This is a genomic window from Litoribacillus peritrichatus (assembly GCF_039537985.1).
In the GTDB taxonomy this organism is placed as follows: Bacteria; Pseudomonadota; Gammaproteobacteria; order Pseudomonadales; family Litoribrevibacteraceae; genus Litoribacillus; species Litoribacillus peritrichatus.
In genome coordinates, this window is sequence record NZ_BAABBN010000007.1 from 56592 (window position 1) to 68983 (window position 12392).

Below are 12392 nucleotides of genomic sequence, written 5' to 3' on the forward strand. Positions count from 1 at the left end.
GAAGCCTTTGGAACTTGAGCATAAAATCGTTTGGAGTGAGGGGATGTTCATCGCCCCTCAACATTTCCAGCAACAAGATCGCTATTTTCACGATTACATCAGTAAGTATACGTCTGCCGCCGGCGCGGGCCGAAGCGTAGGATTGACCGAGCTTCAAATCGACCGGGAACGGTTAAAAATAGGAAAAATCGCGGTTAAGAATTGCAGCGGCTTGTTTCCCGACGGTGGTTATTTTCAGTGTTCGCGAGAAGTGTTGCTGGATGTCCCTGCAACTACGGTAGATAAACGAATTTATCTGGCGTTACCTATTTCTGTGCAGGGGGAGCCTGAGTACGGGGATAAAGGGGAGCGCCATCGTTATACCCTGGATTCAGTCAGTCTGTATGACGCGTGTGATGCAACCAGCCGGGCGATTGATGCCAATGTTTCTAAAATCAACATCGAGCTTCTGATCGAAGGCGATGACATGACCGGCATGACGGTGCTGCCGATCGCCCGTGTGTTGGAGTGCCGTGAAGACGGCAGTGTCATTCTGGATCAAAGGTTCATTCCGGCGTGTCGCCATTACGGCGCTTCGATTTTCATTACGGAACGCCTTAAAGAAATGCAGGTGCTGTTGTTGAGTCGGGCAAACATGGTGGTGAAACGAATCAAGGCCGGTCAGAAACACCAGAGCGAACACAGCCTGTTGCGGGATTACCTGCTGCTGCAAACCTTAAACCGTTATATCCCCTGGTTTAAGTTAACGTTGGAAAACACCTCAGTGGCCACTGAAGAGGTTTATCAACAGTTATCAACGCTGTCGGCTGAGTTATGCAGTTATCAACCGTCGGTGGCAGATGACATGGAAACCTTCCAGATTTCGAATATGCACCCGGCGTTTAACCAGGTTTTTTCGCGGTTGCGGGAGCAGCTCTCACTGACTCAAAACGACAGTGTGATGGAGTTTAAGTGGGATACGACTTTATTCCAGAAGCGACGTCTGTTGAGAGTGGCCGTGCAGGACGTCGCCGTGCTCACCAACAGCCGATTTATTCTGTGTGTCGAGTCCAGCATGGGCTCGGTGATGTTGGCGCAGCGCTTCCCGGAGGCATGTAAATTAAGTGCCAACAGCCAAATCGCGGAAGTGGTTCGAAACAGTTTATCTGGGGTGACGCTCACGCCTTTATCCGTGGCACCAAGCGAGTTGAAGCCGAAATCCGATGTCACCTATTTTGAGATTGATACGCATCACCCGTATTGGAAAGAAATTGTTGATCGACGCGAAGCCATTGCCTTGCACGTTGATCTGAGTATTCCTGATCTTGAACTAACGCTGTACGCACTGGGGTAGGGATATGAATTCGGATTTTCTGGATGAAGATACCATTGTTTATGACCAGAACGGTGAACCTGTGGGGCAATCCTCTCCGCAAGACCGCTCTACGGTTTGGCAGGGTTCGAGCCGACAGGGTTCGGGCCGACAGGCCGCAGGTCAAAGTACATCGCAAACACAGGCAGCGCCGGATGATTTCAGTCAGGATTCAGAAAACCCTTTCGGCCCGTCTCATTACCGGCCGACCGAAGGCATTCGAATTTTGCTGGAAGGCAATGATGCGCTGAAAAATCAGATCAGTAACTCGCAAGCGCTTCAGAGTTATGTGCACAGTAAAAACAAGCTGCTGAATGCTTGTGCTGAAATGTTGTCGATGTGTGTGGTGGTGACCCGTATTCCGAAACCGGACGATTTACATCAGCATCAACAAGTGCTCAAAGACGCGATCAGTGACCTCAAACACCGCATCGCGGCGTTAGATTATCCACCGTCGGTGGCCGATAAAACCTGCTTTCTGTTTTGTGTGGTGTTGGACGAATTCATCATGCATTGCGACTGGGGTGAAGACTGTGGCTGGGAAAACCATACCTTACTGAGCGAATTATTTGGTATGCGTAATGGCGGTGAGCAGTTTTTCCAGGTGACGGAAAAAGCCTTGCGTCAGCCCAATCAGTTGATGGATTGGCTGGAGCTGGTTTACATCTTTTTGAAAATGGGCTTTCGGGGTCAATATCGGCTGCGTGGCCGGGAAAAACTGGATGCATTGATGCATCAGTTGGAGTTGCTGCTGAACCCACACCGCAAAGCGGCTTCCATGACGCCTTTACCTCCTGTGGAACTGCCATCTGTGCGTAAGCCGCATCGCAGAGCCAGGTTTGGCGGTCAGCTGGTGGTGTTCTTGATGGCCATCGTGTTGATTTGGGGGGGCGCGTCTTTTTGGTATCAAAATACCTTGGAGCAGCGGGCACGCAGTTTCATAACCTTACCGGAATTCAGCTGGAATTATTTTAATGTCGGTCACGACACGGAATTCGTATATGACAGTACCGAAGAAGAAATGGAACGGGCCATAAAGCTCTACGGCAAACCGACTGAACAACACGAAGAAGCCAATGAATAAGCATAAAAAATGTAACTCCCAATGGAAGGCCGGGTTCTGATTGATGAAGCGTTCAAAAAGTGAAATTTTAATGTATGTCTTGCTGGCTCTGGTGTTGTCCGGGTTGTTTTGGTGGGCGTCTTTCCTGCTGGGTTGGTGGCAATGGGCGGATATCTCGGAAACGGTCCTCAGTGGCTTAGTCAGCCTGTTGTCGGGTGGTTTGGTGTCCTGGAGTCTCGCCTGGGTTGTGGCGAAGACGGCTCGAAAAACCACCATGGATGAACAGGTGAAACGGGATAAAGACAAGCTGGATCAAATGCTGAGGGCGATCGACAGTGACTTTCATCAATTGTGGCAACAAAGCCAGCGGCAGAAAGGCAAAAGTAAATATGGGCTGATCCCCTGGTATTTCTTGCTGAATGAGCAGCCACAGCAAGACGAAGTGTTATTGAACCAAATGGGCTTTCAGATCGTTCAGCAGGACAAACTGAATTTGCCCATTACGCTTTGGGTCAGTGATTTTGCGATCGTGGTGGGTGTCCACAGCCGGGCCTGTGCTCAGGTTGAACTGGAAGCCTGCTTAGAGACGGTGATAAAGCTGTTGAATCGCTTCCGGCCAAGACAAGCCGCTAACGGCGTGCTGTTTACCTTGCCAGCGGCTCATTTGCTGAATCTGAATAACGAAGAAGTCAGCGCCAAAGCCAAAGAACAGCGAACGATTCTCAACCGGTTGAATAAAGCGTTCGGTTTGAATCTGCCTGTGTACAGCCTTTTCACCGACATGGTGGAGCTGGCGGACTTTTGTCAGTTCTTTTCGGTGATTGATGAGCAAAAGCTGGAGCAACCTTTTGGTGCCATGATGCCCGTTGAGGATTTGGCCGGTTATCAGCAGGAATGGTTTGGTCATTCATTTGATCAGTTACAAGACACCTTGTCTTCTCAGGTCTATTCGTTTTTACGATTGCAATTAAATACCGATTACCGCAAATCCATTTTAGTGGCACCTTATCAGTTTGGCTTGCTGAAAACTGAAATAGAGTACTATTTTCAACAGCTGTTTTTGGAAGAGCACTTTTCAACCGCGCTTAACTTCCGAGGCTATTTCTTCGTAAATGCCAGCCGTGAAGGGGTGCCGGTGGATCGCCTGGCCATGTTGTTGGCATCCCGCTTGGGGAATCAAACCATTTCTGCCAGCAGCAGTGTGGTGTCTCATGGCAGCATGTTTGCGAAGAAATTGTTCAGTCAGGACATTGTCCGTGAAGCCGGTTTGGTTGGGGTGAACGGCCGACGAGAGAACTTATACACCTTAATGCGGCTTGGGGTCAGTGGCAGCCTGGCCATGATCTTAGCCGGGTTTGCGTGGTTGTTATGGGCCAACTTTGAGTATTATCAAGCCCTCGACTCGCAGGCTTTGAGTCGGCTTGATAGCTACAAAAGCTCGATCACCGAAGGCAAGTTCAACCGTGAAGAGTTGCAAACCACGATTTTCAGTCTGTCTGAGTTGCGGGACATCGCACACGTTTATGATCAGCCGAAGCCCTGGTATGTGGTGTCCTGGCTGCCAGATCCAAGCATCGCGCAAGCGGTCGATAAAGCGTATCGCACCGAGCTGCAAAATATCTTATTGATCTCTCTGCGGGATTATCTGCGCAAAGACCTCTACATCTACAACAAGCTGGGCAACAAAGTAGAAACTTTGGTGCTGTTTAACCTGCATCAGCTATTGAACGATTATCAACGGGCGACGATTGAACCTTTGGTGAATTATTACCTTGGCTCGCTTCGCGAAGAAGGTGAAAGTGATGGTTCGACCTTATTACGCTTTAAAGAACTGATTGAAGACTTGCTGAAAACCGGCGTGGTGCCGCCGGAAGGTGACCAAGCCTTGATTCAGGTGGTGAAAGACTCGCTGTCGAATGAAAACGTCAGTGATCTTATGTACCAGCACATTTTGGAACAGCCACCGTTCAACCGTCGTGTCGACTTACGGCCTCAACTGGGCAGTAGCTTTAACGAAGTGTTCCGCTTTAAAGAAGGCTTCAGCGGTTACCTGGCGCCGTATATTTTCACACGAGAGGGGTTTGAGTCTTTGATGTTGGATACCGATTTCCTGTTGGTTGAGAAAGCGTTGAAGGCCTATGAGAATATGGCGGGCAGTTCCGTCAGTAAGGCGGAATTAAGCCGAATTACCCGTCAGCTGAAACGTCGTTACATTGAAGAGTACATTGCCTACTGGAAAAACTTTGCAGACAACATGGAAGGGGTGAAGGCCAATGGCTGGAATGCCTTGTCTGAGCAGCTGACTGCAACGGTTGATCCCGTGTCGTCGCCGTTGCGCAGTGTCTATGAAATGATCACCTTTAATACCGAGCTGACAACCGTATTTGAGCGTGCGGAAGGGAATAAAAAATTAGCCACCGAATTGGCTTCTGAAAATATGGCCGTGGCCAGTTTGTCTGACAACCTCCCCGATGCGGTACTGGATAAAAGTGAATCCATACTGGCGCAGAAGCAACAGGACAAAATCAAGGTTGCCAACACCATCAGTCAGCCGTTTAAGTACTATCATCAACTGGTGGAAGAAGATAAGGCCGGCCAGACCGCGCTGGACAAACTGATTCAGCATTTGGCCAATTCGGCGGACTGGGTTAAACGGGCCATGTACAGCGATGATCGAGGCCAGTTCTTTTTTAATCAACTGTCAGAAACCAACAATAAAAGCCCGTTGACTCAGTTACAGAGCATGTCGGATTACGATTACGATGTGCTCTTGCAGCAAGTGACTTTATCTGTGGCAGAGCGTGCCAATCAGCTGGCCATTCAGGACGTGAAAGCGTACCTGAATAAGCGGTGGCAAGATAAGGTGGTTCGTTATTACAGCCGAAACATTCGTGCGCTGTACCCCTTCAAAACTCAGGAAAAATCGGGTGTTAACCTGAACGATTTTAAATCGTTCTTCGGGCCGCAAGGCATCTTGGAAAACTTTTCCAACACCTATCTGAGTGGTTTTGAGGCGAGAGAGAACGGTCTGCCGGCTCAGAAGTCCTTTTTGCCTGGGGTATCGTTTCATTTGAGTAACGAGTACTGGCAAGCAAAGCGCAAGGCGTTACGCATTCAAAAAGCCTTGTTTGAAGCTGACAGCTTCAATGTCGACTTCACCTTGAAAACCCAGAACATGAGTTCAGGGCTGACGGAATTTTCGATCCGCAGCGATACGCCTTTGTTTGTGTATCGGCATGGCCCTGCGTTCTGGACCAGCATGTCCTGGCCGTTGGCTGAAACCCAAAGTCGGGATTTAGAGGTGTGGCTGAAAAACAATGAAAGCACGTTAAGCCGCCACTCTTATCAAGGGGACTGGAGCTGGTTCCGTTTGGCCGAGGCGATGGATGGCAAGCTGACTCGTGAGAAAAACATCAGCGCGCTGACCACCAAAGAAGACGGGCAGTACATAGAGTTACAGTTGCAGGTGGAAGGTGAAGTGAATCCGTTTGTGAAGGGCTTTTTCAGTCACTTCCGACTGCCGGAGTCCATCTAAGATGGCAGCCTTGTTTAATACTCATGAAGGTCTCAACCCTGGTTTGGTGGATCGAGATGTTTATACGGAGTATCAGTCGCTGCCGTTGCCGATTGGCAAAGGTGTGTGGCGTTGGTGGCATTGGCCGTCTGAACAGTGGCATTGCATCAAGGTGCGCAGCCATAAAAGCGGCCGTTATTTATTAGACAACGAATGTCAGCTGTTGGCAGGTATTCAATCGAGGTATGTGCCTCGTTTGATTGAAAAAGTCACTACCCCGGATCAAACCATGATGGTGTCCAGTTACGCAAATGGCCCCACACTGGCGTCGGTCATTCGTCAACAAGGTGCCGGTTTTGAAGGTTGTTCACAGGTGATGATGCAGCTGGTGGATGCTTTGGTGGAGTGTCACAGGTCTCGTATTGTCCATTGCGATCTTAAGCCAAATAACCTGATTTTATCAGGCAGTACCATTCAGCTGATCGACTTTGGGCATTCGATGGACATAGGCCGGGACATCACCAAACTTCCGTATCGGGGGTTCAGTCCTTCCTATTCGCATCCGGCGCTTAAAGACGGCAAGACCGCCGTCACCCCCGACTTTGATTGGTATGCGTTTTTTGTGGTTATGCACGTGTCCTTCTATGGCAAATTACCGGCCCTAAATCGGGCTCCGTCAACGCCGTTGATGGGGGTTTTTGAGTCAATGATTCAACGCAGCGGGCTTCCAAAGCTGTATCAACGTTACCTTACCCAACAACTTGCGGATTTGGATCTGAGACTGAGCCAGAAGCTGACGACAAAGAATGAAGCAGATGAAAATAAACATAGGAACTGACGTTGTGAGTGATTGGTTCGTTCAAACGAATAGGAGCAGCACAGGTTTGCGTGGAACTTTGCGGGCTGTGCTGATCAGTTTGCTGTTGTGCGGCATAACATTCACCGCACAGGCGTCTAACCGGGATATTGGTTGGCTGGTGTTTTCAGAGGTCAACCATAAACACTGGGTGCCCAGTTATGACGAGAACGACAGTTCCAAACTCATTGTGGCGCCCAAGACACTTCCGGCGGCTGATCAGTTACATAAAATTCTGGTGATTGTGGCTAAAAAGTCAGGCAGTTATCAACTGGCCATGAATCGGCTTTTGGAAGTGTTTCAGCAAGAACAATTTTTGTCTGAATTTGAAGTCATTAACATCAATCGTGATGAAGCGGTGGGTCGTCAGCTATTGAACAGCGCCAAACAAAATGGTTTTGATCTGGTCTTTACCATGGGGTCGGAAGCGGCGGCGCTGGTGCATCGTTATTATAAAAACGGCCCCTTGCCAGTCGTAACGTCCATTAATAAAGATCCGGTGACCTTAGGTCAGGTCAGCTCGTATAAAGAAGGCACTGGCACCAACATCGCAACCACAACACTGAATGTGCCCATTGATATTCAGTTGAATTACTTATTTGAGCTGAACCCCGGTTTAAAACACGTCGCTTTGCTTTATAACCAGAACCACAAACAGGTGGTGAAAACGGAGGTGCGTCCGTTTCGTAAAGCGATGGAAGCACAAGGCATTCGGGTGATTGATGTGACGGTTAACAGCCGGGAGGAAGCCCGGGCGCAATTGACGCGTGGGCTGCCAGAGGCCGTAAAAGCACTTGAGGATCTGGACCCGTCTTTGAGACACAGTCTGATGTGGATGACCAGCAGCACCGCCATTTTTTCCAACCTGGATATGGTCAGTGAGTTATCCAACGGCATTCCTATTGTTTCGACCAATCCAAATGCCGTGCGTGAAGGCCGACAAAGCGCCGCTGTGGCGATTGGTATTGACCGTCGGAATAACGCCCATTTGGCGGCTGTGTATGCGCTCAGAATATTAAGGGATGGGGTTGATCCGGGAAGCCTTGAAGTGGGGGTGGTGACCCCACCGGACATCGCTCTGAATTTTTTAGTCGCCAGGGAACTGGGTTTAAAAGTGCCTTTTACCTTTTTGGAAGGTGCGGATTTTGTGTATGGCTACCGGGGGGAGTTGGTGCGCTCCTTTGGTCGGAATCTGTGAGAAACATCAGTTGTTCGAGCGTGGCCGGTGGTTCATTTGAGCTGGGGAGTACAAATATTGTGAGTAATGAGTTCAACTTATGATCAAACGTTTAAGAAACATCCGATATTGTATTCCGATGTTGGTGATTGTCTTCAGTACTCTGATGTTACTCACATACATCGGGTATAACGAAGCCAAGCTGAAATATCTGCCGTTTCAGCTGAACAAGCTGTCGGCGCAAAGTGAAATTGTCAAAAACGGCTTTGACAGTTATTTGAATGCCGGGCTGCCGGTGAGTCAGTTTTCCGGTTTTCGAACCATCGCATCAACACTGATGAAATCCGATGACAGCATCCATAATATTCGCGTCATTGACCAGAATGGCGCCATCATTTTTTTTGAATCAGGAGATGGCACGAAGCAGGAGGATTTCGATCAAAGCCTGAGAGAATACCGGCCGAATCCGATTGAGTTTGATTTTCCGGCGTTTACCAGTCTTGAGTCTGAACACAGCTATCTGATATCGCAGCAACTCACCAGTAAATTCGGGCCAGTGGGCGAAGTCCAGATTGAGGCGGATAAAACGCTGTTGGTGTCTGAGCTGGATCGGCAGTTTGCTCTGCCTTTTCAGGCTGTGATTGGCCTGACGCTGCTTTATTTGGTGGTGGTTTCTATTTATGAACTTCGTACTTCCGCTTCTTCAAGCCGGTTACGGGTTCTGAAGATTACCTACGTCTTTTGTTACATCGCTCTGTCTGTGGTGATCAGTAAAACCGTTTATAACGTTTATGAATACGGGGCCAATGCGACCACCCGTGCGATGACGGATTCTATGGTTCAGCGACTTACGTCGGTCAGGGACGTGGGCGTTCATTTGGAAGACTTAGCCGGCATTGACCGGATGCTGGAGAAATACAAATCCGGCAATCGCACTATTGAGGCCATCGCGCTGATCAAAGGTGACACCAATCTGGCTCACACTGATCCAACTCAGGTGGGTAAGCCTTATCAGGTATTGGAAGACTGTTACGAGTACGTGAACGACCTGGGGCAGGAGCAAGGCGAAACCATTAACTTTCGGGTAGCGGTGAATATCCCGACCGATGTGTTGATTCGTACTATTTTGTCGAGTACCAAAGCCTTTTTTGTCTTATTCATCGCGTGTGCGCTATTGGCCTGGATTTTCCTAAATGCAGGCACTTCGTTGATTGAATTGCTGGATAAACGGGCTCAAAACACCGAGTCGGCGTCGGCCGATAAAAAAGAGATGGGCGGTGAAGCAGGCGTTGGAACGCAAGCGGGTAGCATCAGTTTTGAAATAGGTTTAAATCTGGTTCAGCCTGCGTATTTTATGGTGGTGTTGGTGAACGCCCTGTTTGTCCCGTTTTTACCAAAGCTGATTGCTGACATGGCGGCCAGCAGCGGCTCTAGCTTTGCCACTGCATCCATGCCATTCACCTTGTATTACCTGTTTTTTGCGTTGGTGCTGATTCCTGCCGGTCAATACGCTGAGCGGGGTAATCTGAAAAAGTTGATGACTGTGGGCTTCCTGGCGGAATTCATTGGCATGATGCTGATTTTCCTAAGCGATGACTATTGGATTGTGGCATTGGCGCGAATTTTCTCAGGCATTGGTCAGGGGTTGTTTCTGATTGGTTTGCAGTCTTATGTGATGGTCATAACACCGAAAAATCAACGCAGCCGGGGACATGCCGTGAAAGTGGTGGGTCGAAACTCTGCGTTGATTGCCGGCACCGCCATTGGTGCTTTGCTGTATGCCTACATCGACTATCGAATGATCTTCCTGATGGCTTCTTTAGTCAGCCTGCTGTCCATTGCTTACCTATGGAATTTGGTGCCACGGGCGGAGTCCATTACCGGCAAAGTCATGAAAGAAATGTCAGAGGATAGCGAGCATCCCTGGGAAGCGCTGCGCAGAAATATCGTGGCGGTGGTCAGAGATGCGGAATTCATGCGGACTCTGACGTTAGTCGGCATCATGGGCAAGATGTCGATTGCCGGTGTGGTGATGTTTGCGGTGCCTCTGGTGATGTTGGGCCAGGGTTATAAAGCGGATGATGTGGGTCTGATGCTGATGATTTATTACGTGTCCAGCATGATGATGACCAAATACGTTACTCGGTTAGTGGATGGCCCTGGCATGTCTCGCAGAGCGTTGATTTGCAGTGCTGTGGTGGGTGGGGTTGCCACCGTGTTTGTTGGTTTTGTCAGCCAGCAGGGGGCACATCCAACGGGGCTGATGCCGGGCATGGAGTTTTTGTTGTGGTTGTCGAACCACGCTCATGGGTTGGGCATCGCAGGCAATTCTTTGGTGTTGTATATCGCCATTGTCTTTTTGGGCATTTCAAACGGACTTTTGGCCGCACCAGTGATGACTCACATTAATAATACGGACGTGTCACAACGCGAAGGTGTGAAAAAGATTGCCGCGACGTATGTCTTTCTTGAGCGATTTGGTCACGTTGCCGGGCCGGCCTTCATTGCTCAATTATTGTTTTTAAATAATAACTCGCCATTGGCAATGTCGCTGTTCGGCATTTTGTCAGTGGTGCTCGGTGTGGTGTACATGTTCTCTTCACATACTAAAAATACGGTGGCTTTGGCTGCTAAAGAGGCATGAGTTCGATCTGAAAAGAAGAAAAAAACAGGGTAAGAACTTTCATTAAAGAGCCATTGCTTATGATGAGCGGTGGCGTAACTACGGAATGAATACAGGAATTTAATTATGCCAGAAAACCAAGCCCCGAAAATTCAGAATAAAGAAACGGTGAACTCGTCCTGTAAGGTCTTGATGTCAGCGACCAGTTTTAAAAACAGCACAAAATTAACCATGACATTAACCGGTAAAAGCCGCTCGAATGAGAAGCTGCTGAAGTTCATTGATGCCAAACTGACTTACATTAATAAGGTTCAAGAAAAGGATGTGAATGCTAAGTTAGGCCCTGATGCGTTGCTGGTTTTGGCCGAACTGTATTATGCGCTGGATCGTTGGTTGGTGTTGGCTGGCCGTAATGACAGTTCAGTGAATAGCCGACGTTCGAAGGGCGTTAATGGCTTGTTTGCACAAGTGGTTAAGTTGTTAAGTTATCAGTTAGAAACGCCGATCAATCGCCTGCCAAACTGGTTGCAGGACAATTTTACGGTGGGAATGACCGATCACGGTTATGAAGTGGATTATCAAAAAAAGTCAGCCCTGTATTACAAACCCAAAGACCGGGAAATGTATCGTTTAAAAATTACCAATGGTGTGGTGTATCAAAAGCAGTGGTGGGTCTCTAAAGAGTCCACGACCTGGGTCAAAATGAATTCGGAATTTACCCAAAGTACCGGCAGTAAAAACACTATCTCGAACAAACATTGTGGTTACGCATTGTCGGTGGTGGGGGACTTTTACAGTGGCCCCCATTTGTCGGGCACCACCTATAAGGAAACCGGTCAATATCACTCCAGTTATATGGGCGGCAAACCCGTGTTGTGTGCGGGTGAAATTGAAGTGGTGGAGGGCAAGATCAAGCACCTGAACACCGGCAGTGGTCACTATGGCCCGGCCAAGGGGTATTTGCTGAATGTGATCAATGCGTTGACTTTGTGTGGCGTTGATCCGACGAGTTACAAAGTGAATTATCATGGCTGTAAAACGGCCTATACTGGCGCCAAAATGCTCGAAAAAATTGAGAAAGAAGAGAAGAAGGTGGGTGGCGACGACGTCAGTCATCATAAGAGCAAGATCGCAGCTAAATACAACAATGGCGTGCTGGGTCGACTGAAAGATAAAATGAAGAAAATTGAGGATCAGTTGGCAGTGATTGCTCACTTCAGTACGTCTGACCATGTTGATGGTGTTAAGAAAGTCAGTGGTTCGAGACGAGCTATATGTGATGTTTGCCGTAAGGCTAACCTGGATACTCAGCATCAACAAAACAATTATAGGAAGCGCAATAGTAAAGCGCTTCAGCTTGAATATGAAAAGCTTGAGAAATTGGTGGCGCGCATTAAGTAGTCATATGCCATCACAGGGTGCACAGGTTTTACCCGTGCAACCTGTGACAGTTTTTTAACCTCTTCCCCCTAATACTGTCGCCCGGATTCTAACCACCCACCAAAACGGTGGGCATGCCTAATACGACAGACCCGCCGTGGGCACTGGTGTCTCCCATTCGAACGCAAGGACGATTGCCAATGAGAACGGTGGCGCTGCCTTTGGCGGTTGCATCGGGCGGGCCGACACAAACGCACATATCGCCCACTACGGAGGCAGGCATATTGCCGATTAATACCGTTGGTATACCAGGCCCTGAAATGGGGCCGCCAACGTGGGGAATGGGGGGCGTGCCCGGTGTTTGCATACTGCATACATGCATGTCACCGACGCGTGATGCCGGAGTGCCCATAGTTCGTTTCCTTTTT

General features: G+C 48.9%; 8 protein-coding genes. 7 read left to right on the top strand and 1 reads right to left on the bottom strand.

The window, feature by feature from the left end; all coding sequences use genetic code 11:
- The first annotated feature begins 7 nt into the window (after positions 1-7).
- The 7 genes from tssK (at position 8) to ABD744_RS10115 (ending at position 11985) form a co-directional block, all read left to right on the top strand.
- Complete coding sequence (tssK, locus tag ABD744_RS10085) at positions 8-1333, top strand: type VI secretion system baseplate subunit TssK (protein ID WP_344798097.1); 1326 nt, start codon at positions 8-10, stop codon at positions 1331-1333.
- Positions 1334-1337: 4 nt separating this feature from the next.
- Positions 1338-2435: a type IVB secretion system protein IcmH/DotU gene (icmH, locus tag ABD744_RS10090; protein WP_344798099.1), complete on the top strand. Its 1098-nt coding sequence runs from the start codon at positions 1338-1340 to the stop codon at positions 2433-2435.
- Positions 2436-2478: 43 nt separating this feature from the next.
- Entirely contained in the window at positions 2479-5949 is a 3471-nt protein-coding gene (gene tssM, locus ABD744_RS10095; protein WP_344798102.1) for a type VI secretion system membrane subunit TssM, read from the top strand.
- 1 nt (position 5950) lies between these two features.
- Complete coding sequence (locus ABD744_RS10100) at positions 5951-6766, top strand: protein kinase family protein (RefSeq protein WP_344798104.1); 816 nt, start codon at positions 5951-5953, stop codon at positions 6764-6766.
- Between the two features lie 4 nt (positions 6767-6770).
- Positions 6771-7982 carry an ABC transporter substrate binding protein gene (locus ABD744_RS10105; protein ID WP_344798106.1) on the top strand — a complete coding sequence of 404 codons (1212 nt, stop codon included), beginning with the start codon at positions 6771-6773 and terminating at the stop codon, positions 7980-7982.
- Positions 7983-8061: 79 nt separating this feature from the next.
- Complete coding sequence (locus ABD744_RS10110; protein ID WP_344798108.1) at positions 8062-10605, top strand: MFS transporter; 2544 nt, start codon at positions 8062-8064, stop codon at positions 10603-10605.
- A gap of 105 nt (positions 10606-10710) precedes the next feature.
- Positions 10711-11985 (top strand): hypothetical protein, encoded by a 1275-nt coding sequence (locus ABD744_RS10115; protein ID WP_344798110.1) that lies wholly within the window; start codon positions 10711-10713, stop codon positions 11983-11985.
- 88 nt (positions 11986-12073) lie between these two features.
- Here the strand turns inward: ABD744_RS10115 and ABD744_RS10120 are convergent, their stop codons facing one another.
- A complete protein-coding gene (locus ABD744_RS10120; RefSeq protein WP_344798112.1) occupies positions 12074-12376 on the bottom strand; it encodes a PAAR domain-containing protein in 303 nt (100 codons plus the stop codon).
- Positions 12377-12392 lie beyond the last annotated feature (16 nt).

Bases quoted from the DNA above. Each gene is read 5' to 3' on its own strand.
- ABD744_RS10120 (WP_344798112.1), bottom strand. From the start codon at position 12,376: ATGGGCACTCCGGCATCACGCGTCGGTGACATGCATGTATGCAGTATG.
- ABD744_RS10100 (WP_344798104.1), top strand. From the start codon at position 5,951: ATGGCAGCCTTGTTTAATACTCATGAAGGTCTCAACCCTGGTTTGGTG.
- icmH (WP_344798099.1), top strand. From the start codon at position 1,338: ATGAATTCGGATTTTCTGGATGAAGATACCATTGTTTATGACCAGAAC.
- ABD744_RS10110 (WP_344798108.1), top strand. From the start codon at position 8,062: ATGATCAAACGTTTAAGAAACATCCGATATTGTATTCCGATGTTGGTG.
- ABD744_RS10115 (WP_344798110.1), top strand. From the start codon at position 10,711: ATGCCAGAAAACCAAGCCCCGAAAATTCAGAATAAAGAAACGGTGAAC.
- tssM (WP_344798102.1), top strand. From the start codon at position 2,479: ATGAAGCGTTCAAAAAGTGAAATTTTAATGTATGTCTTGCTGGCTCTG.